The sequence below is a fragment of the Sphingopyxis sp. HIX genome (assembly GCF_001468285.1).
Taxonomy (GTDB): domain Bacteria; phylum Pseudomonadota; class Alphaproteobacteria; order Sphingomonadales; family Sphingomonadaceae; genus Sphingopyxis.
Genome location: NZ_LNSB01000025.1, coordinates 1 through 21,394 on the forward strand (window position 1 = coordinate 1; position 21,394 = coordinate 21,394).

The following is a 21,394-nucleotide window of genomic DNA, read 5'->3' on the forward strand; positions in this document are numbered from 1 at the left end:
GCGCGATGCGGGGTGCGGTCGTCGGCGGCGAAGCCCGCCAAGGCCGCGAGCGCAGCCCCGCCCCCCTCGATCTCGGCGCCCGCCGCCGACGACCGCACCCCGCATCGCGCCCCGCCGGGACGCGGCAACGGCGGCGGAAGCGGCGGCGGGGGTTTCGCCCTGCCCGCCCCCCTTTGGGCGCTCGCGCTCGGCGCGATCCTGCTGCTCGGCGCGACCTTCTGGCTCGGCGGCCGCTTCGGCGGCGGGATGAGCAAGAGCGAGGTCGAGACGATCGTCGCCGACTATATCAAGGCGAACCCGCAGATCATTCCCGAGGCGCTGTCGGCGCAGCGCGACCGCGAGATGGCGAAGGCGATCGACCAGATCCGCCCGGCGCTCGAAAAGCCCTATGCCGGGGCCTGGGCGGGCAATGCCGACGGCGATGTGACGCTGACCGTCTTCACCGACTACGCCTGCGGTTTCTGCCGCGCCAGCTTGCCCGACATCGACCGGCTGATCCGCAGCGACCGCCGCGTGAAAGTCGTGTTCCGCGAGCTGCCGATCATCTCGCCGCAGAGCCGCGACGCCGCGATCATGGCGCTCGCCGCGGCGCGCCAGGGCAAATATGACGCCTTCCACCACGCAATGTTCCGCGCCCCGTCGCTCGACGCCAGCGCGATCGCCGCAGCGGCGGAGAAGGCAGGCGTGGTCACCGACGGCAGCGCCGACGCGACCGCCAACGAGGCGCTCTTCCAGCGCGAACTCGACAGCAATCTCGCGATCGCCAGCCAGCTGCAGCTCAACGCCACCCCGACCTGGGTCATCGGCGACCAGCTGCTGCAGGGCCAGATCGGTTATGAAGGGCTGCGCGACGCGGTCGCCAAGGCGCGGGCGAAGGGCTGAGGCGATGACCGCGGGATCGGCCGAGACCTCGATCACCCGCGCGGTCCGCAACCCTGCGCTGATGGACGCCGCGCTCGCGCTCTACGAGGGACGGCTGCACGACGCCGAGCCGGTGCTGAAGGCGCATCTGAAGCGCGACCCGTTCGACGTCGCCGCGATGCGCATGCTCGCCGAGCTGGCGGCGCGGATCGAACGCTACCGCGATGCCGAGGCGCTGCTGCGCCGCGCGCTCGAACTCGCGCCCGAATTCCTCGCCGCGCGCTCGAACCTCGCGACCGTGCTCCACCGCCAAGGCCGGTCGGGCGAGGCGGTCGAGGAGCTCGACCGGCTGCAGCAACTCGACCCCGACAACCCGACCAACGCCAATCTAAAGGCCGCGGCGCTGGGCCGCGTCGGCGAGTTCGACGAGGCGCTCGAACTCTACGAACAGGTGCTCCAGAATTTCGGCAAGCAGCCGAAGATCTGGATGTCCTATGGCCATATGCTGAAGACCGTGGGGCGGCAGGTCGACGCGGTCGCCGCCTATCGCGAGGCGCTCGCGCTGAAACCGACGCTCGGCGAAGTGTGGTGGAGCCTCGCGAATTTGAAGACGCTGAAGTTCGACGACGGCGATATCGCGGCGATGCGCGCGGCACTCGATGCCGACGGCATCGGCGCGCCGGACCGGTTCCACCTGCATTTCGCGCTCGGCAAGGCGCATGAGGACCGCGGGCAGGCCGCCGCGGCCTTCGAGCATTATGCGACGGGCAATGCGCTGCGCAAGGAACTGCTACCCTACGATGCCGGCCAGACGCGCGCCGCGGTCGATCATGCGATCGCGCTCTATACCCCCGAATTTTTCGAAGCGCGCCGCGGCCATGGCGCGGCGGCGAGCGACCCGGTCTTCATCATCGGCATGCCGCGCGCCGGATCGACGCTGATCGAGCAGATCTTGTCGAGCCATTCGATGGTCGAGGGCACGATGGAATTGCCCGACATCCCGAAACTTTATGGCCAGGCGCGCGGCATGGGCGGCATCGCCCGGTTGTCGGCCGAGGACGCGCGCGTGCTCGGTGAACGCTATCTGCACGACACGGCGGTGCAGCGGAAGAGCGGCAAGCCCTTCTATATCGACAAGCTGCCCAACAACTGGCTGCACAGCGGTTTCATCCGGCTGATCCTGCCGAATGCCAAGATCATCGACGCGCGGCGCCACCCGATGGATTGCTGTTTTTCGAACTTCAAGCAACATTATGCCCGCGGCCAGGCGTTCAGCTACGACCTCGCCGACATGGGGCATTATTATGCCGATTATGTGCGCCTCATGGACCATTTCGACGCCGTCCTGCCCGGCCATGTCCACCGCGTCTTCCACGAGCGGCTGATCGACGATCTGGAAGGCGAAGTGCGCGCGTTGCTCGCTTATCTCGGCCTCCCGTTCGAGGCCGCCTGCCTCGATTTCCACACCAACGAGCGCGCGGTGCGGACCGCCAGTTCGGAACAGGTGCGGCGCCCGATCAACCGCGACGGCGTCGGCCAGTGGCGCGCGATGGAAGAATGGCTGGGACCGCTGGTCGATGCATTGGGGCCCGCGCTGACGCAGTATCCGGCGACGCCCTGAGGCGATTGTTGCAATTTTGTCATAGTGGCCGCGAAACGGCGGTCGCACGCCGTCATTTCGCGGGCGCCCGATTGACGGCGCGCCGAAACTGTTCAAGCTTCCCTTTCCGCCGCTGCAACGGCGATCGCACATATGAGGGGGTCTTTTATGCGGTTCCAATTTTCGCGCCGCGCGCTGCTTCTGGCATCGCTGTCCGGCACGGTATTGTCGGCCACGCCGGCGCTGGCGCAGGATGCTCCAGCCGACACCGGCGACGACGACGAGATCGTGGTCACGGCGCAGAAGCGCGAAGAAAATCTGCAGGACGTCCCGATCAGCATCCAGGCGCTCGGCACGCGCAAGCTCGACCAGCTGAACGTCGCCAATTTCGAGGATTTCTCGAAACTGCTGCCCAGCGTCTCCTTCCAGTCGAGCCAGCCGGGCGTGACCACCGTCTATATGCGCGGCGTCGCGAGCGGCGGCGACGGCAACCATTCGGGCTCGCTGCCCAGCGTCGGCGTCTATCTCGACGAACAGCCGGTGACGACGATCGGCGGCACGCTCGACGTCCATGTCTACGACATCGCGCGCATCGAATCGCTCGCCGGGCCGCAGGGCACGCTCTACGGCGCCTCGTCGCAGGCGGGCACGATCCGCATCATCACCAACAAGCCCGACACCAGCGGTTTCGAGGGCCGCGTCGACGGCGAGATCAACACGGTCAAGAGCGGCGGCGTCGGCGGCAAGGTCGAGGGCATGATCAACGCCCCGCTCAGCGACATGGCGGCGGTGCGCTTCGTCGGCTGGTACCAGCGCGATTCGGGCTATATCGACAATGTCCCCGGCACGCGCAGCTTCCTGCCGACGCCCGGCGGCATCACGGTCAACAACAATGCCTTCGTCGAAAAGGATTTCAACGACGCCGAAATCTATGGCGGCCGCGCCGCGCTGAAGGTCGACCTCGACGACAATTGGACGATCACCCCGACCGTCCTCTACCAGAAGCAGAAGAGCAGCGGCGTCTTCGTCCAGGATCCGCTCGTCGGCGACCTGCAGGTCCAGCGTTTCTATCCCGACCAGCGCCGCGACAAGTTCATCCAGGCGGCGCTGACGATCGAGGGCAAGATCGGCAATTTCGACCTGACCTATGCCGGTGCCTATCTCGACCGCAAGACGTACCAGATCAACGACTATACCGATTATGCCGAGGCCTATGACGCGCTCTATGCCGATTATGGCGGGCTGGCCGGCTATTTCTACCTCGAGGACAATGGCGGCAACGACATCGACCCGCGCCAGTTCATCATCGGGACCGACCATTTCCGCAAGATGAGCCAGGAAGTGCGCGTGTCGTCGCCGCAGGACGAACGCTTCCGCGTCGTCGCCGGGCTCTTCTACCAACGCCAGAGCAACGAAATCCACCAGGACTATATCGTCCCCGGTCTCGCGAGCGCGCTGTCGGTCAACGGCCGCCCGGGCACTCTCTGGCTCACCGAGCAGAAGCGCGTCGACAAGGATTATGCGGCGTTCGGCGAAGCGAGCTTCGACATCACCCCGACGGTCACGCTGACCGGCGGCGGGCGCTATTATAAATATGACAACAGCCTGATCGGCTTCTTCGGCTTCGGCCGCAACCCGAACGGCCCGCCGTTCAACGGCGCGGGCAGCTCGCGCACGGGCGTCGCCGGCTGTTATACGACGACGGGCGCGATCCTGCGCGATAATCCGGGCGGCACGCTGCTGCCCGCCGCGGTGCCGGGCGGACCCTGTACCAACCTTGCCGATTTCGTGGGCGGCGAGCTTGTCCCCAAGCGCACCAAGGATACGGGTTTCACCCACCGCGTGAACCTGACGTGGAAAGCCAGCGAGGATGTGATGACCTATGCGACCTGGTCGCGGGGCTTCCGTCCGGGCGGCATCAACCGGCGCGGGACGATCGCGCCCTATGACGCCGACTTCCTGACCAATTACGAGCTGGGGATCAAGACGACGCTGGCCGACGGCAAGGTCCGGCTGAATGCGGCGATCTATATGCAGGACTGGAAACGCTTCCAATTCTCCTTCCTGGGCGAGAACAGCTTCACCGAGATCCACAATGGTCCGAACGCGCGGATCAAGGGGATCGAGGCGGACGTCAATATCCGGGCGACCGACGGGCTGACCTTCACCGCGGCGGCCTCCTATACCGACGCCAAGACCCGGAATAATCTCTGCGCGATCGACGATCCGACCTATCAATGTACCGACCCGGGCAACTCGATTTCGGCGGCCAAGGGCACGCGCCTGCCGGTGACGCCGAAGTTCAACGGCAATGCGACGGTGCGTTACCAATTCCCGGTCGGGCCGGGCGAGATGCACTTCCAGTCGGTGATCGCGCATCGCAGCTCGGCCACCCCCGACATCCGCGTCGCCACCGCCAATGCGCTCGGCCGGATCAAGGGGTCGACCACGGTCGACTTCGGCGCCGGGTTCGAATGGAGCAACTACAGCTTCGAGCTGTTCCTGCAGAATGCGTTCGACGAGCGGGCACAGCTCGCGCGCTTCTCGAATTGCGGCCAGTGCGACGGGCGCGTGCAGGTGTTGGTGAACCAGCCCCGGACGATCGGGGCGCGACTGGGCGCCAAGTTCTGATCGGGTGACCGAACCGCAAACCAACAACGAAAGGCCGGGCCAAAAGCTCGGCCTTTTGATGTGCGTCGCGCTCGGCATGGGCAATATGATCGGGTCGGGGGTGTTCCTGCTCCCGCGCGATCTCGCGCCGCTCGGCTGGAACGCGATCATCGGCTGGGGCGTGTCGATCGCGGGGACCTTGTGCCTCGCCATCGTCTTTGCACGGCTCGCGAAGCGGCTGCCGACCGGATGCGCGGCCTATACCTATGCCGCCGAAGCCTTCGGCCCCGGCACCGGCTTCATCGTCGCATGGAGCTACTGGATCAGCTGCTGGACGGTGGTCGCGACGCTCGCGGTCGCGGCGCTCAGCAATCTGTCGATCCTGATGCCCTGGCTCGCCGACGCCGGCGCACTGACCGCGTGGATCGCGATCGGCTGCATCTGGCTTTTCACCCTCGTCAACCTCGCGGGCGTCCGGCGCGCGGGCGGCGCGCAGCTGCTGACGCTCGGGCTCAAGCTGATCCCGGTCGTCGGCGCGATATTCGTCGGCATCTGGGCGCTCGGCACCGGTACCGCGCCCCCGCCGACGATGGCCGGGACCGAGCCGGTCAGCCTGTCGGCGGTGAGCTCGGCGGCGACGCTGACCCTGTTCGCGCTCCTCGGTTTCGAAAGCGCGTGCGTGGTCAGCGACCGGGTCAAGGATCCCGAGCGCACGATCCCGCGCGCGACGGTGATCGCCGCCGCGGCGGTGGGCCTGCTCTACCTCCTGTCGTGCACGACGGTGACTTTGCTCGTGCCGCTCGACACGCTCCATAGTTCGAACGCGGCCTATGCGACCTTCTTCTCGCGGCTCGTCAGCCCCGAGGCTGGACAGGTCGTCGCGCTCTTCGCAGCGATCGCGGCGCTCGGCGCGCTCAACGGCTTCGTGCTGCTGCAGGGCGACATCCCGCGCGATCTGGCGCACCGCCGGCTGCTCCCCGCCGCCTTCGCGCGCGACAATCGTTTCGCCTCGCCGTGGATCACCCAGCTCGTGTCGAGCGGGCTGGCGAGCGTGATCGTCTATGCCAATTATTCGCGCGGGCTCGCCGACCTCTTTGCCTTCATGGTCAAGGTGACGACCTCGACCGCGATCATCCTCTATATCGTCGGCGCGCTCGCGGCGCTGTGGCTCGAGCGGCGGGGCGAGATGAAGGTCTCGGCGGGTTTCGTGGCGGCTACGGTCGCGGGCTTTCTCTACAGCGGCTGGGCCTTCTACGGCGCCGGGCTGGAGGCGAGCGTGTGGAGCCTGATCATGACCGCCGCAGGGCTGCCGATCTATCTGGCGATGCGGTACGCGAAGCCCGCGGCCGCCTGAAGCTTGATTCCGGCCGCCGAATCGCCTATCGGCGCGGTCCCACGAGCCCGGATTCGGGCTTTTCTGGAGAAATGACGTGTCGGACCGCCGGACCATCCAGGGTTTGAAACCCTGCGGCATCCGCCCGCTGTCGTAGCGCGTTTTTCCTGACGCGGTGCGCCCGGGCGCTGCCGCAATTTCCAACCCGCCCATCATCACTTCTGCCGCCGGGCGCCATGCGTCCGCCGGCCGCAGGCAGGTATCTATGTTGCACGACAGCCACTGGGCGCGTGCGCTCGCGCGCGCCATCGCCACGGATCATCCAGGCAAGACCAAGACCGGCCGGGCCCTGCTCGGCTGGGCCCGCGCGCGCGCCGCCGCGCTCGGGCTCGATGAAAGGAATATCTCGCGCGCGGCGCTGCTGGCGGAGCTCCCGGCCCCGCCCCCGGGCGCGCACGCGGACGAAGGCCTGATCCAGGCCGGCCGACTGGCCGAGGCGCTCGAGCTGCCCGGCGAGGAACGCGCGTTGCTGCTGCTCGCGACGGCGCTCGACCGCGCGCCGCTGACCCGCAGCCTCGAGCAGCTGATCGGCGCGGAGAAGCTCGACATGGAGGCCCTGGCGGGCGCGGTCACCGGGATCGCGCCGCACGCGCTGCGCCGCGCCGAGGTGGTGCGGCTCGACCTCGTCGGGCGCTGGACCGACAAGAGCGGCGGGGTCGAGTTCGGCCTCTGCTGGGCGTTCGAGCGGCTGCTCGACGCCCCGCCCGGGCGCCACGAAAGCCTGCTCGACGGCCTGCTCGGCGCACGGCAGGCCGCGCGCCACGCGCTCGAGGATTTCCCGGCGCAGCGCGGCGAGGCCGAGCTCGCGATCCGGCTGCTGCGCGGGGCGATCGATCGCGGCGCGCGCGGGATCAACATCCTGATCCACGGCCCGCCGGGGACGGGCAAGACCGAGCTGGCGCGCACGCTGGCCGCCGCGGTCGGCGAACCGCTGCACGGGGTCGGCGAGGCCGACGGCGACGGCGACGAGCCCAGCCGCTTCGACCGCGTCGCCGCTCTGCGGCTGGCGCTGCGCACGCTCGAAAAGCGCGGTCGCGCGCTGCTGCTGTTCGACGAGATGGAGGACCTGCTCGGTAATGCCCGGCGCGAGCAGGACGGCCGCGTGCGCGATCGCGCGGGGTCGAAGCTGTTCGTCAATCGCCTGCTCGAAGACAATGTCGTGCCGGTGATCTGGACGTCGAACGCGGTCGCCGACGTCGATGCCGCGATCCTGCGGCGCTTCAGCCTGTCGATCCATATGGACTTCCCCGGTGCCGCGCACAGCCCGGCGATGCTCGAACGCGTGAGCGCCGAGGAAAGCGTCGCGGTCGACCCCGCGCTGCAGGCGCTGGCCGCGACCGCGCCCGAGACGGCATCGCTGTTCCGCATCGCGGCACGCGCGGCCGCGCTCGCGGGCGACGCGGCGAGCGCCAGCCGCTTCGCGGGCTCTGTGCTCGGGACGCTGCGCGGCGAGACGATCGCACCGCGGCCGCAGGGCGCCTTCGACGAGACCTTGCTCGCCGCCGACACCGACCTGCCCGCGCTATTCGGCGCGCTGGCCCGCCCCGGCGCGCCCGCCGATTTCTCGCTGCTGCTCACGGGGCCGCCGGGCACGGGCAAGACCGAGGCCGTGCAGGCGCTGGCGCGGCAGCTCGGGCGGCCGCTGCATGTCAAGCGCGCGTCGGACCTGATGTCGAAATGGGTCGGCGAGACCGAACAGGCGATCGCAGCAGCCTTTGCCGAGGCGCGGCGGCAGGGCGCGATGCTCTTCTTCGACGAGGTCGATTCGCTGCTCGCCGACCGGCAGGGGGCGTCGCGAAGCTGGGAGGTCAGCCAGGTCAACGAACTGCTGACCTGGATGGCGGAGCATCCGCTGCCCTTTGCCGCGGCGACCAATCATGCGGCGAAGCTCGACCCCGCGTCGGCGCGGCGTTTCGTGTTCAAGGTCGAGATGCGCACGCTCGACGCCGGGCGGGCGCGGCGGGCGTTCGTCCATTTCTTCGGGCGCGAAGCACCGGCAGCGCTCGACCGGCTCGGCGGGCTCACGCTCGGCGACTTTGCGGTCGTCGCGCGGCAGATGCGCTTTACCGGCGCGGCGAACGATGCGGCGCTGGTCGAACGGCTGCGGCGCGAGCGCGCGGCGCGCCCGGCGATGCCGCAGCCGATCGGCTTCGGATCAGGCGCGCCAACGGGGCGCGAAGAAACCCCGGTCGCGTAGCACCACCTCGGCGGCATTGTGTCCCGGCGCGCCGGTGACCCCGCCGCCGGGGTGCGCGCCCGCGCCGCACATGTAGAGGTTCCTGACCGGCCCGCGGTAACCGCCGTTTCCGAGCACCGGGCGCGCGGCCCACAGCTGGTCGAGCGTCATATTGCCGTGCATGATGTCGCCGCCGATCAGCCCGAACTTGCGCTCGAGCCCCTTGGGCGACAGGCGCGTATGGCCGACGATGCTGGCGCGGAAACCCGGCGCATGCGCCTCGACGGTGTCGATGATCGCGTCGGCGGCGGCGCCTTCCTCATCGTCCCAGTCCCGGCCGTCGGGCAATTCGGGGGCGAACTGCTGGCAGAAGAGGCTGGCGACATGCTGGCCCGGAGGGGCGAGGCTGTCGTCGACGGTCGAGGGGATGAGCATCTCGACGATCGGCTTCTTCGACCAGCCGAACTGCTTCGCGTCGAGGAAGGCGCGATCCATATAATCGAGCGTCGGGGCGAGGATGATGCCCGACTGGTGATGCTCGCCCGGTTCCGGAAGACAGGTGAATTTGGGGAGTTCGCTGAGCGCGACGTTCATGCGGAAGGTGCCGCTGCCCGCCTTGAAGCCGCGGATGCGGCGCTGGAAATCGCCCGGCAGGTCGGACGCGTCCATCAGCCGTTCGTAGAGCAGTTTCGGCCCGACATTGGCGATGACCCGCGCCGCGGCGACCTCCTCGCCGCCGACGAGCTTGACCCCGACCGCCTTGTCGCCGTCGACGAGCACCTTCTCGACCGGGCTTTCGAGGCTGATCTCGACGCCCATGTCGCGGCAGACCTTCGCCATGATCTCGGTGATCTTGCCCATGCCGCCGACGCTGTGGCCCCACGCGCCCTTCTTGCCGTTCACTTCGCCGAAGACGTGGTGGAGCAGCACATAGGCGCTGCCCGGGGTATCGGGGCTCGCATAGTTGCCGACGACGGCGTCGAAGCCGAAGGCGGCCTTGACCGCCTCGCTCTCGAACCAGCTGTCGAGCATCGTGCGCGCCGATTTGGTGAAGAGGTCGAGCACGTCGCGCTGCTGTTCGAGGCTGAGCCCCGCGAAGCGTCGCCCCTGCCGTGCGCCGTCGATCAGCGTGCGGAAGCCTTCGCCCACATTGGGCGGCACGCGCAGCGCGAGGTCGCGGAGCAGTTCGGCGACATTTTCGAGCGCGTCATAATAGGCGGGCAGCACCTCGGCGTCGTGGTTCGAGAATTTGCGAAATTCGGCCTGCGTGCGTTCGAGACCGCCGCCGAGCTTCAGATAACCGCCATCCTCCTGCGGCAGGAAATTGCTGATCGGCCGCTCGATGACACGATAGCCGTGATCGGCGAGCTTCATGTCGGCGATCACCTTGGGCTGGAGCAGGCTGACCGTGTAGCTCGCGACCGAGTTGCGGAAGCCCGGCGCGAATTCCTCGGTCACCGCGGCGCCGCCGACGACGTCGCGCGCCTCGACGATGCGCACCTTGAGGCCCGCCTTGGCGAGATAGAAGGCGCAGACGAGGCCATTGTGGCCGGCGCCGATGATCAGCGCGTCATATTTTTTGGTCATTTTTGGCTCCATCCCGCACGCGGGGCTTGGTCGAGGCGGGATTCGGGGATCAGGTCGCGCATCCGCGAACAGAAATGCTTGAGGCAGACTTCCTTGTCGCTGAGCGGGCCCACCTGGAAACTCTTCGATTGCATGCCTTGCTGGACGCGCGTGATGAGTTCGGTGTCCTCGGCATTGACCTGGCGGTTGATGCGCCAGTTCAGATAGCGCGTCGCTTTCATCTCGCGGCGCTCATCGGGGAGGACATAGCTGATCTCGCGGATCAGGCAGGTCGTCGGGCCGGTCGGCAGCCACTGCATGAAGTCGACCTGGTCGGGATAGATGTCGAAGGCGACATTGGGCCAGAGCTTGAAATAGAGCCAGTGGCGCTGGCGATCCGCGGGCAAATGCGGGACCGGCGGCAGCAACCGCTGGTACATGCGCTCGGACCAATTGGCCGACGGCCGGTCGATCAAATCGCCCCACATACGGTCGACATTGTCCTTCGCCTCGACGCCATAGCTTTTGCCGAACAGACGCGTGAGGCCCGGGTGCGCGACGGGGATGTGGAGGCCGTCCGAATAATTATCGCCGACATTCTTCCAGTTCACCTCGCGCGGACGCAGCGTGACGCGCCCCAATGCGCCGAGTTCCTCGAAGCGATAGGGTTCGACCATCGCCTCGTATGGCGCCATCATCGTCGCGACCGACGGGCCGCCGTCATCCTCGAGCCGGACGAACCAGAAGCCGCGCCATTGTTCGAGCCCGACGGGGACGAGCCCCGCCCTGCCCTTGTCGAGCGTCGGGTAGCTCGCGCTGTCGGGCACGCCCGTGAGGCGGCCGTCGAGTTCGTAGGTCCAGGCGTGATAGGGGCAGACCAGCTTCTTCGCGCAGCCCGCCGCGCCGTCGAGCAGGCGCGAGCCGCGGTGGCGGCAGACGTTGGTAAAGGCGCGGACATTGCGGTCGGCGCCGCGGACCAGGATCACGCTCTCGCCGCAATAGTCGATGCTGTGCCAGTCGCCCACGTTCGGGATGTCGCTGTCGTGGCAGACGACCTGCCAGCTGGGGCGGAAGATGCGCTCCATCTCCACCGCGTGATACTCGGGGTCGCTGTAGGTCCAGGCGGGCAAGGACCAGCCGTCGAGTGGGTCGATGTTCCGGAAATTGTCGAAAGTGTCGCGCAGCGTTGCCATGAGTCGATCCTTATTGTACAAGTGTATAACAAGATGCAGCCCGCTCGCCAAGCCTTTACGCGCGAAAGCGCCGACGCCCGCCGCGCCGACCTGATCGAGGCGACCGCGGCGTGCCTCGCCGCGCTCGGCCTCGCGGGGACGAATGTGCGCGCGATCTGCGCGCGCGCCGGGGTGTCGCCCGGGCTCTTGCGCCATTATTTTGCGGGGATCGACGACCTGGTCGCCGCGACCTACCAGGCGACGAGCGACCGGATGGACGCGATCTTCGCCGCCGCGGTCGAGAGCGCCGGCCCCGACCCGCGCGCGCGGCTGAACGCCTATCTGACCGCGAGCTTCCGCCCCCCGGTGACCGATCCCGAGCTGCTCGGCGCCTGGACCGCCTTTTGGGCGCTGGCCCGAAGCGACGCGCGCATGACGCGTATCCATGCCGAAAGCTACGCCGGTTATCGCGCGCGGCTGAGCGAGCTGCTCGCGGCTTGCGGAGCACGCGATGCCGACCGGTTGGCGATCATGCTGACCGCGATGGTCGACGGGCTGTGGCTCGAACTGTCGCTCGATTCGACAAGCTTCGGCGCCGACGCGGCGACGGCGATGATCGAACAGGCGGTGGCGGCGCTGCTCGACTGAGCAACGCCGCCCTTTCCTTGTGGACCCCGGCTTTCGCCGGGGAACAGATCGTCAGAAGCTGCCCTTCACCGGACGAACGATGATTTCGCTGACGTCGACATCGGCGGGCTGTTCGACCGCGAAGCGGATCGCACGAGCGATCGCGTCGGGGGTGATCGCGATGCTGCGGAATTCGGCCATGGCGGCGGCGCTGTCCGGATCGGTGATGTCATGGCCGAGTTCGGATTCGACGACGCCGGGCGAGATGATCGTCGCGCGGATATCCTGATGTTCCTGGCGAATGCCGTCGGTGATAGCCCAGACGGCGAATTTGGTCGCGCAATAGACCGCACCGGTGGGCACGACATAATGTGCGCCCAAAGAGGCGACATTGACGAAATGCCCCGAACCCTGCGCGGTGAAGCCGGGCAGCGCGGCTGCAATGCCGTTGAGGACGCCGCGGATATTGACGTCGATCATCGCGTCCCAATTGGCCGTTTCGAGCGCGGCGAGCGGCGACAGCGGCATGATGCCGGCATTGTTGACCAGCACATCGACGCGGCCAAAGCGCTGGGTGGCATGATCGACGAAGGCCTGCATGTCGGCGCGGTTGGTGACGTCGAGCGCGCGAAACTCGGCAGTGCCGCCGGCGGCGGCGATCTCGGCCGCCAGCACTTCGAGCCGATCGGTACGGCGCGCGCCGAGGAGCAGTTTCGCGCCGGTGGCGGCGAGCTCGCGCGCCGTGGCGGCGCCGATACCGCTGCTCGCGCCGGTGATGAGGATGACTTTGTCGGTGGTCGTCATGGTCGGTCTCCTTGTCTGCCGAGCGGCGCCTTGCCGTTCGCTGGAGACTTATTGCACCCGGTCGGGATAGGAGCGGTAGATCGCAGCTCAGCGATGATTGCACGATCCTCCGCATGATGGGCTTTGCGCTTGCGGGGCCCAGATCGGGATGCGACACCGCGATCATGACGAGCTTGCAAGAAATGCGCGACATCCTGCTTCGCCACCGGCCGAGCGACGGCATCCACCCCTGCCCGCTACCGCGTATATCGCTTGTCCGTAGCTCCGAAGCGGGCGAACCGATGCCGGTGGTCTATGAGCCATCGTTGTGCCTCGCGATCAGCGGGCGCAAGCGCGTGCTGATCGGCGATACCGGCTTCGTTTACGACAGCGCGCAATATCTGGTGGTGTCGGTCGACCTGCCAGTGACCGGCATGATACTCGAGGCCAGCGCCGAGGATCCCTATCTGTGCCTGAAGCTCGACCTCGACGTCGCGGTGCTGAGCGAGTTGCTGCTCGCGCATGACGATCGTGTGCCGCGCGGCGACCATGCGGCATCGATCGCGGTGGGCGAGGTCGACCCTGCGATGCGCGACACCGCGTTGCGGCTGCTGCGCCTGCTCGACACGCCCGATGATATTCCCGCGCTGGCACCGCTGATCGAGCGCGAATTGCTCTATCGGCTGCTGTCCGGACCGCGGGGCGCGATGCTGCGCCATATCGCGACCGCCGACACAAAGCTGTACCAGATCAGCCGCGCGGTGGCGTGGATCAAGGATCATTATGCCGGAGCGTTCAGCATCGACCATCTGGCAGGGCTGGCGGGGATGAGCCCGTCGTCCTTCCACGAGCATTTCAAGAGCGTGACGCGATTCAGTCCGCTGCAATACCGAACCCGGCTGCGCCTGCTCGAAGCGCGGCGGTTGATGGTATCCGATGCGATCGACGCGGCAAGCGCGGGATTCCAGGTCGGCTATGACAGCCCGTCGCAGTTCAGCCGCGACTACGCCAAGGCATTCGGCATGCCGCCGCTGCGCGATGCGGCAAGGCTGCGGGCGATGCCGGCGGGGTTGGCGGGGTGAGGGATAGAGCCGATGTCCGCTCTCCCCCCCCCCCGCAGGCGCGAGGGGAGGATCGGCTACTTCGACAAATCCCTCAACAAGCTGTCCCAATGCGCCAGCGCCGGGGCAATCGCGTCGACCGGCACGCGCTCGTTGAGGCCGTGCGCATAGCTGTCGCTGGCCTTCGAGAAGAGCCCGGCGACGCCGTAACTCGGCACGCCCTGCGCGCGGAAATGATAGCTATCGGTCGCGCCCGCGCTCATCGACGGGATGATCGGCAGGCCCGGCGCGCGCGCATGGACCGCCTTCTTCACCGCCGCCATGACGTCGGGACGCAGCGGCGAGGCGTCGCTGGCGCTGGCGTCGGGATCGGGGTTCACCTTGACCGCGGGGTCGGCGATGACCTTTTCGAGCTCGGCGCGCACCGCCTCGACCGGCACCCCGGGAAAGATGCGGCAGTTGATGTTCGCGGTCGCGCGCTGCGGCAGCGCGTTTTCGGCGTGGCCGCCCTTCACCAAGGTCGGCACGCAGGTGGTACCGATCTGCCCGATATATTCGGGGTCGGCGCGGATCGCGGCGATCGCCTTGGCGTCGGCCGGGTTGGCGGCGAAGGCTTTCAGCGCCGCGCCGATGTCGCCGCCGACCTGGTCGGCGACGATCGGCATGCCGATCTTGGTCAGCTCGTTCTGCTGCGGGGTGAAGCGATAGGCGCCGACCTTCGCCAGCGCGTTCGACAGCTGGACGATCGCATTGCTGTCCGACGGGCGCGAGCTGTGGCCGCCAGCATTGGTGACCTCGAGCGTGAAGTCGGCATAGGTCTTTTCGCCTGCCTGCAGCCCGTAATATTGCGGCTTGCCGTCCTCGGCGATCAGCCCGCCGCCGCCGTCGCCGTTCAGCGCGAATTCGGCGTTCTTGTACTTTGCGGCGAGCGCGCGGGTGGTCGTCATCGACGTCTCCTCGTCGCCCGAGAGCAGCAGGATGATGCTACGCTTCGGCTTGAAGCCCTCCTTCTTGAGCTGCGCCATCGCGGCGACCATCATCGACACGTCGAACTTGTTGTCCTCCGACCCGCGCCCGAAGATATAGCCATTCTCTTCGACCGGCACGAAGGGGTCGCGCGTCCAGTCCTTCGCATCGGCCTCGACCACGTCCATATGGCCGAGCAGCACGATCGGCTTGGCCTGCGTCGTGCCGTGGAGCGTCGCGGCGAAGGTCGCGGTCTCGCCGATCGGGGTGATCTCGATATCGGCGTCGGCATAGCCCGCGGCCTTGAGCACGCCAGCGTAATAGGCGGCGAGTTCGGGAACCTTGCCGCGGCCCATGACGGTCGGGATCGCGATACTGTCCTTGAGGATCTTCTTCGCCGCCTCGGCGTCGGCGGGCTTGGCGTGGACGGGCGCGGCGGCGAGCAGGGCGGCGGCGAGGGCGAGCGGGGCGACAAGGCTTTGCATGAGAGCGGGTTATGGCGCGTCGCTCGGGTTGCGCAAGAGGCGTCGCGCGGCCCGATAGGGCACGATATATGTTTCGCGCAAAGACGCAAAGACGGGAAGATGTTCGTGCATGGCGCGGAGATTGCGTCCCAAAACCGCGCGAAGCGCTTTTATTTCGCCTGCGGCGGCAAGCCGGGCCGGAAAAATGGCGCGACCTCTTCGTATCTTTGCGTCTTTGCGCGAAACTCTTTTTACGCCGCCTTCTTCGCCTTCGGCGCCGGGGTCTTCGGCTTGAACCGGCAGAGGTCGTCGACCGGGCAGCGCCAGCATTCGGGCGTGCGCGCCTTGCAGATGTAGCGGCCGTGGAGGATCAGCCAGTGGTGCGCCCCGACGCGGAAGGGGCCGGGAGTTTCCTTGTCGAGCTTCTTTTCGACCGCGAGCACCGTCTTGCCGGGCGCGAGCCCGGTGCGGTTGCCGACGCGGAAGATATGCGTGTCGACCGCGAAGGTCTCCGCCCCGAAAGCGCAATTCATCACGACATTGGCGGTCTTGCGTCCGACCCCCGGCAGCTCGACCAGCGTATCGCGATCCGCAGGCACCTCACCGCCAAAGTCGCGGACGAGGATTTCGGAGAGGGCGATGACATTCTTGGCCTTGGCGTTGAACAGCCCGATCGTCTTGATGTGCTGCTTGAGGCCCGCTTCGCCGAGGTCGACCATTTGCTGCGGGGTCTTCACCTCCTGGAACAATTTGCGCGTGGCCTTGTTCACGCCAACGTCGGTCGCCTGCGCCGAGAGCACCACCGCGACGAGCAGCTGGTAGGTGTTGCCGAACTCCAGCTCGGTCTCAGGGCTGGGGTTCAGCTCGGCGAGGCGGCGGTAGAATTCGAAGATGTCGGCCTTTTTCATTGGGGGGCGGGCTGCTTTCCGGCGGGATGCGCCGCCTTCCACTCCATCGCGGCGCGGACGCGGCGCTCGACCGAGGGGTGCGAATAGAAGAGGAATTCCTCGACCGCGTTCGGGCGCGGGTTGCGATATTCGGCGGTCTTCACGAGCGCGCTCGCCATCGCGTCGGGCAGGTTGACGGTCTGCACCGAATAGAGGTCGGCTTCGGTCTCGCCCTTGCGCACGACCCAATTCTGCACCGGCTGCGCGAGCAGGCCGAACAGCGAGACGATGAACATCAGCACCGGGAAGCCGCGCGCCTCCGCAATCGTCGCGTCGCTGCCGAACAGCTTGGCGAAGCGGGGAAAGAGGCGGTCGGCGAGGAAGAAGAGCAGCACCGCGAGCAGCGAAAAGACCGCGACGAGCCACCAGACCTGGCCGAGGACATAATGGCCGATCTCGTGCCCGGTGACCGCCTGGACCTCGTCGAGCGAGGCGCCTTTGAGCGCGACGTCGGAGATCGCGATGCGCGCCGAATGGCCGAGCCCCGAGACATTGGCGGTGAAGTTGTTCGACTGGCGCGACCCGTCGAAGACGAAAATGCGATCGGGTTCGATGCCGGCTTCCTTCGCCTGCACTTCGAGCGCGTCGCGCACCGCGCCGGCGGGAAGCGGCTTGTAATCATTGAACATCGGCTCGATCACGATCGGCGAAAGCAGCAGGATGCCAAGGATCGCCCCCGCGGCGAGCCCGCCCGACCAGACCCACCAGCGCTTTCCGGCGCGGCGGACGAGCGCATAGATGCCGAGGAAGAAGAGCGCGCCGAACAAGGTTCCGATGACCAGCGAGATCGCAGACTGGCCGAGATAGTCGCCGAGCGGCTGGCTGGTGCGGCCATAGTCAGTTTCGCGATACCAGCCCGTGTACAAGTCCCAGGGCAGGGTGAGAAGCGCCGAGAGCAGCAGGAAGGTGGCGCAGATCAGGAAGGTGCGGAGCGCCCAGCCGCGGCGTTCGAGCCTTGCCGAAAGGCGGTCGAGGATGCGGGAGCGCACGAAGACGAAGGTCACCACCGCGGCTACGACGACGTTCCAGAGGAGCAGCCATTCGCTGCCGGTGGTATAGGCCGCGGCCTTGGCGAGCGCGGCAGGGCCGAGCCCGTCGATATAGGCGGCGGTGGCGGTCGCGGGGTCGAAGGTCATTACAGGCTCCCTGGCGGATGGATCAGCGCAGCCAGCGGCTGAGCGACGGAAAGGCGGGCTTGCCCTCGGCGAGCGCGGTGCGCAGGTCCGCGGTCATGCCATAGACGCCGAGCATCGGCGCGCCGATGAAGTGGCCGGTCGCGAAACTGGTCCGAAGCTTCGCCGAATCGCCGCGATAGCCGCCGTCGTGGAACAATTGCCGCAGCGGCAGTTCGCACGGCAGCGACGCGGCATAGGACCAGGCGATCGCGACCATCTCGTCGGTGGCATCGGCCTCGAGCGGGCCGAGCGTGGCGCGGTCCTCAGGCGGCACGGCGGCGATATGCCCCGCCTCGTGGAGCAGGTCGCCGGGCCACACCGGCGTGTCGGGGTCGATGAGGATGCGGCCGTTCACGATCGCGAGGCCGTCGAGAAGCTGCTCCTTCGCCTCGCCGATCCAGTCGACTTCGATCCCGATCTCCTCGAGAAAGGGCAGGATGCGCGCCGCCGCAGCCTCGCCGCCGCCCTCGTCGCGCCAGGTGCAGGCGGCTGCGGTGACTTTGGTCGTGTCGGTCATGCTAGTGGCAGTCCCATGAGAAAGCGACGCGCGAGAAATCGCGCGCGGCGAGGTCGGCGGCGCGGATCAGGAACACCGCCTCGCCGACGTCGCCCCAGAAGATATGATCGTCCGACGTCAGGCGCAGCAGCGTGCGGTCATAATCGTCCAAATGGCGCGGGCGGCGGAAATCAAACTGGGTGAAAGCAGGGTGACCGCCAACATGATGGACCATCGGTTCTTCGTGCGCGGGATCGTATAGCCAGTCGTCGATCACCTTGAAATTGGGCCTATTGCCGAGCCCGTCGATCAGCCCCTCGACACGGAAATCATTGAACGAGGGCTGGTGCATTGCCGGCGAGGCGACCAGCGTAATGCCGGTGTCGCGCGTGGCGTCGGTCAGCGGCCCGGTCGGCTCGTCCTGCGGCGGCGGCGGAACCAATCCGCCGGCGGGAAGCCCGTTCGGATGCCAGATCAGGCGGATCACCGAGCGGTCGGGATGGTCGAAATCGACCCCCATGATGTCCTCGCGCTGAGTGAAGAATTGCAGCACGCCGGTGGCGGGGAATCCGTCGAGCGCGGGCAGGTGCTCGAAATCGACTTGGGCGACGAAATCGAAAGGTCGGCCGTCGCCGTCGACCGGCCACTCCTGCCCCTCTGCGAGCCACACCGGACCGCCGAGGCGGCAGCCGTCGGGACGGACGGGGGCGGCGGGGTCGGGGCGCAACTCGGCGGCGGGCAGCGCGTGGGCGGGGAACCAATCCTTGATCGCCGCGATCTCGGCCTCGGTCAGCGGCGGGCCGGGCGGATTGCGCGCGTCATAACCGGCTTTCCATTCGGCGGTCTCGGTCTGCCATGCGCGCTGGCGCTTGCGTTCGGCCAACCAGCGGCGGACCGGACCGGCGAGGACGAGCGCCACGACGATCGCGGCGCAGAACAGGCCGAAAAGCTGCGCGGTCACGAAAGCCCCAGCACCTGCGGCATCGTGTAGCGCCCCGGCCGCTGGTGAAGCAGCCACAGCGCGGCCTTCACCGCGCCGCGCGCGAAGATCATGCGGTTTTCGGCGCGGTGCGAGAGGGTGATCATTTCCTCATTGCCCGCGAAGATCACGTCGTGATCGCCCGCGACGGTGCCGCCACGTATCGATGCGAAGCCGATCTTGCCATGGCCGCGCGCGCCGGTAACGCCGTCGCGGCCGCGTTCGGAGCAGCGATCGAGGCTGATGCCGCGGCCGTCGGCGGCGGCTTGCCCCAGCAGCAGCGCGGTGCCGCTGGGGGCGTCGACCTTCATCCGATGGTGCATCTCGACCACCTCGATATCCCAGTCGGCGTCGAGGCGCGCGGCCGCCTCCTTGACCAGATGCGCGAGCAGGGTGACGCCGAGCGAGGTGTTGCCGGTCTGGAGTATGGCGATCTCGCTCGCGGCATCGTCGATCAGCCAGTGATGGCGCTCCTCGAGCCCGGTGGTGCCGACCACGATCGGGGTCTTCGCCGCGATGCAGGCGTCGAGCGTCGCCTCGAGCGCCGCGGGCGAGGAGAAGTCGACGAGCACCTCGGCGTCGACGGCGAGCTTGGCAACATCGCCGCCCTTGTCGATGCCGCAATGGCGCGCGCCTGCCTCGGCCGCCGCGGCGGCGAGCACGACGCCCATCCGGCCCTGGCTGCCGACGATGCCGATGCTGGTCATGATCCGTCCCCTGAAATACGGCCTCCCTTTAACCGTTCGTGTCGAGCGAAGTCGAGACACGTTGGCGCTATCGTTCGCGTGTCCCGACTTCCCCCGTCGGTGGAAGTTTATCCTGAGCGCCTGCTAAAGGCAGTCGAAGGGCTCGACACGAACGGATATGGGGGAGCATGACCAAGATCGAAAATATCGTGATCCTGACGGGTGCCGGGGTGTCGGCCGAGAGCGGGATCGACACGTTTCGCGACGGCGGCGGCCTTTGGGAACAGCACCGCGTCGAGGATGTCGCGACGCCGGAGGCGTATATCCGCGACCCCGACCTGGTGCACCGCTTCTACGACGCGCGGCGCGAAGCGATCCAGACCAAGCAGCCCAATGCGGCGCACGATGCGCTGGCGCGGCTCGATGCCGAATGGGCGGGCGAGCTGCTGATCGTGACGCAGAATGTCGACGATTTGCACGAGCGCGCGGGGGCCAGGCGGCTGATCCACATGCACGGCGAGCATCTCAAAGCCTGGTGCACCGGGTGCGACGCGCGCAGCGCCTGGACGGGCACCTTGCTCGACCGGCCCGCATGCCCGGCGTGCGGCGTCGCCGGCCATCTCCGACCCGACGTCGTGTGGTTCGGCGAGATGCCGTACGCGATGGACGCCATCTATCGCGCGCTGAACCGCGCCGACCTGTTCGTGTCGATCGGCACCTCGGGCGCGGTCTATCCCGCCGCGGGTTTCGTCCGCGAGGCGCGCGCGAGCGGGGCGCGGACGCTGGAGCTCAACATGGAGCCGAGCCAGGGGTCGCACTGGTTCGACGAAGCGCGGCACGGGCCCGCGAGCCTGCTGGTGCCGGCTTGGGTGGAGGAAGTGCTGGCTCGTTGAACGATCAAGCGTCGGCTCTGGAAAAAGTTTCGCCCTCGATCTGGCGCTATCGCCGTCCGGCAAAAAATGCCTTGAGCAGCCCCGCGGCCTCGCGCGCGCCGATGCCGTCGTAAATCTCCGGCCTATGATGCACCGTCGGCTGCGAAAAGGTGCGCGGGCCGTGGACCACCGCGCCGCCCTTGGGATCGTCGGCGCCGTAATAGAGCCGCGCGATGCGGGCGTGGGCGATCGCGCCGGCGCACATCGCGCAGGGCTCGAGCGTGACATAGAGGTCGCAGCCGTCGAGCCGTTCGTTGCCGAGCTTCGCCGCCGCCAACCGAATCGCGACGATTTCGGCGTGCGCGGTCGGGTCGTGCGATTCGCGCGGGCGGTTGTGACCCTCGGCGATCACCACGCCGTCCTTGACCACCACCGCGCCGACGGGCACTTCGCCCCATTCGGCGGCGATCCGCGCGAGATCGAGCGCGCGGCGCATCGGTTCGGGGAGGGGAAAATGGGCCATGAAAGCGGCCTATGCGCTTGACGAATCTCCTGCAAGCCGATAAGCGCGCGCCTTTCCCGGCCCACCCGGTCCTTTAAGTGCCTTGCGGCACGACCGGCACGCCGCCCATTGATTCGAGGAAGAAGACCATGTCGCGCATCTGCGAACTCACCGGCAAGGGCCGCCAGGTTGGCCACAATGTGAGCCACGCCAACAACAAGACCAAGCGCACCTTCCTGCCCAATCTGCAGAATGTGACCCTGCTGTCGGACGCGCTGGGCAAGGGCGTGAAGCTGCGCGTGTCGACCCACGGCCTGCGTTCGGTCGAGCACAACGGCGGCCTCGACAACTGGCTGCTGAAGGCCGGCGACGACCAGCTGTCGGCGAACGCCCGCAAGCTGAAGAAGGAAGTGGCGAAGAAGCTGGCCGAAAAGGCCGCCTAAGCCCTTCACGCTTTC

General features: G+C 67.6%; 19 protein-coding genes. 9 read left to right on the plus strand and 10 right to left on the minus strand.

The genetic code is table 11. The annotated features are described in order from the left end of the window. The 5 genes from ATE62_RS12930 to ATE62_RS12950 all read left to right on the plus strand — a co-directional run. The coding region (locus tag ATE62_RS12930) for a DsbA family protein (protein WP_231736263.1) at positions 1-882 on the plus strand (882 nt) is incomplete at its 5' end. A 4-nt stretch (positions 883-886) separates the two neighbouring features. Continuing rightward, positions 887-2,482: a tetratricopeptide repeat-containing sulfotransferase family protein gene (locus ATE62_RS12935; RefSeq protein WP_231736264.1), complete on the plus strand. Its 1,596-nt coding sequence runs from the start codon at positions 887-889 to the stop codon at positions 2,480-2,482. A 147-nt stretch (positions 2,483-2,629) separates the two neighbouring features. Continuing rightward, positions 2,630-5,092 (plus strand): TonB-dependent receptor, encoded by a 2,463-nt coding sequence (locus tag ATE62_RS12940; RefSeq protein WP_058810359.1) that lies wholly within the window; start codon positions 2,630-2,632, stop codon positions 5,090-5,092. A gap of 4 nt (positions 5,093-5,096) precedes the next feature. Beyond that, positions 5,097-6,425, plus strand: coding sequence for an APC family permease (locus ATE62_RS12945; protein WP_058810360.1), 1,329 nt, complete (start codon positions 5,097-5,099; stop codon positions 6,423-6,425). Between the two features lie 244 nt (positions 6,426-6,669). Further along, positions 6,670-8,661: an AAA family ATPase gene (locus ATE62_RS12950; protein WP_058810361.1), complete on the plus strand. Its 1,992-nt coding sequence runs from the start codon at positions 6,670-6,672 to the stop codon at positions 8,659-8,661. On the opposite strand, the gene ATE62_RS12955 is transcribed toward ATE62_RS12950, so the two are convergent. Continuing rightward, complete coding sequence (locus tag ATE62_RS12955; RefSeq protein WP_058810362.1) at positions 8,620-10,227, minus strand: phytoene desaturase family protein; 1,608 nt, start codon at positions 10,225-10,227, stop codon at positions 8,620-8,622. The genes ATE62_RS12950 and ATE62_RS12955 overlap by 42 nt on opposite strands. Then, on the minus strand, positions 10,224-11,399 hold the full coding sequence (locus ATE62_RS12960) for an aromatic ring-hydroxylating oxygenase subunit alpha (RefSeq protein ID WP_058810363.1): 1,176 nt from the start codon (positions 11,397-11,399) through the stop codon (positions 10,224-10,226). The genes ATE62_RS12955 and ATE62_RS12960 overlap by 4 nt, the downstream gene beginning before the upstream one ends. 33 nt (positions 11,400-11,432) lie before the next feature. Between ATE62_RS12960 and ATE62_RS12965 the strand changes: the two genes are divergently transcribed. After that, a complete protein-coding gene (locus ATE62_RS12965; protein ID WP_231736265.1) occupies positions 11,433-12,026 on the plus strand; it encodes a TetR/AcrR family transcriptional regulator in 594 nt (197 codons plus the stop codon). A 51-nt stretch (positions 12,027-12,077) separates the two neighbouring features. On the opposite strand, the gene ATE62_RS12970 is transcribed toward ATE62_RS12965, so the two are convergent. Then, positions 12,078-12,809, minus strand: coding sequence for an SDR family oxidoreductase (locus ATE62_RS12970; protein WP_058810365.1), 732 nt, complete (start codon positions 12,807-12,809; stop codon positions 12,078-12,080). 164 nt (positions 12,810-12,973) lie between these two features. Here ATE62_RS12970 and ATE62_RS12975 point away from each other — a divergent pair, with 164 nt between their 5' ends. Beyond that, positions 12,974-13,870: an AraC family transcriptional regulator gene (locus ATE62_RS12975; protein ID WP_058810367.1), complete on the plus strand. Its 897-nt coding sequence runs from the start codon at positions 12,974-12,976 to the stop codon at positions 13,868-13,870. A 56-nt stretch (positions 13,871-13,926) separates the two neighbouring features. Here ATE62_RS12975 and ATE62_RS12980 read toward each other — a convergent pair whose 3' ends face one another. From ATE62_RS12980 to dapB, 6 genes are all read right to left on the minus strand, one after another. Further along, on the minus strand, positions 13,927-15,300 hold the full coding sequence (locus ATE62_RS12980) for a M20/M25/M40 family metallo-hydrolase (protein ID WP_058810658.1): 1,374 nt from the start codon (positions 15,298-15,300) through the stop codon (positions 13,927-13,929). 230 nt (positions 15,301-15,530) lie between these two features. Continuing rightward, entirely contained in the window at positions 15,531-16,187 is a 657-nt protein-coding gene (gene nth / locus ATE62_RS12985) for an endonuclease III (RefSeq protein WP_058810659.1), read from the minus strand. Continuing rightward, positions 16,184-17,362, minus strand: a complete 1,179-nt coding sequence (locus ATE62_RS12990) for a M48 family metalloprotease (protein ID WP_058810660.1) — start codon at positions 17,360-17,362, stop codon at positions 16,184-16,186. Before ATE62_RS12990 ends, nth begins: the two co-directional genes overlap by 4 nt. A 22-nt stretch (positions 17,363-17,384) precedes the next feature. Further along, the gene (locus ATE62_RS12995; protein WP_058810661.1) at positions 17,385-17,918 is read right to left on the minus strand and encodes a hypothetical protein; all 534 of its coding nucleotides are present in this window, start codon (positions 17,916-17,918) and stop codon (positions 17,385-17,387) included. A 1-nt stretch (position 17,919) separates the two neighbouring features. Then, a complete protein-coding gene (locus ATE62_RS13000) occupies positions 17,920-18,858 on the minus strand; it encodes a YwqG family protein (protein WP_058818529.1) in 939 nt (312 codons plus the stop codon). Then, positions 18,855-19,583 (minus strand): 4-hydroxy-tetrahydrodipicolinate reductase, encoded by a 729-nt coding sequence (gene dapB, locus ATE62_RS13005; protein WP_058810032.1) that lies wholly within the window; start codon positions 19,581-19,583, stop codon positions 18,855-18,857. Before dapB ends, ATE62_RS13000 begins: the two co-directional genes overlap by 4 nt. Positions 19,584-19,750: 167 nt before the next feature. Here dapB and ATE62_RS13010 point away from each other — a divergent pair, with 167 nt between their 5' ends. Then, the gene (locus ATE62_RS13010) at positions 19,751-20,455 is read left to right on the plus strand and encodes an NAD-dependent deacylase (protein WP_058810031.1); all 705 of its coding nucleotides are present in this window, start codon (positions 19,751-19,753) and stop codon (positions 20,453-20,455) included. Between the two features lie 46 nt (positions 20,456-20,501). On the opposite strand, the gene tadA is transcribed toward ATE62_RS13010, so the two are convergent. Beyond that, on the minus strand, positions 20,502-20,957 hold the full coding sequence (gene tadA, locus ATE62_RS13015) for a tRNA adenosine(34) deaminase TadA (protein ID WP_058810030.1): 456 nt from the start codon (positions 20,955-20,957) through the stop codon (positions 20,502-20,504). Positions 20,958-21,085: 128 nt separating this feature from the next. Here tadA and rpmB point away from each other — a divergent pair, with 128 nt between their 5' ends. Continuing rightward, positions 21,086-21,379: a 50S ribosomal protein L28 gene (gene rpmB, locus ATE62_RS13020; RefSeq protein ID WP_058810029.1), complete on the plus strand. Its 294-nt coding sequence runs from the start codon at positions 21,086-21,088 to the stop codon at positions 21,377-21,379. Positions 21,380-21,394 lie beyond the last annotated feature (15 nt).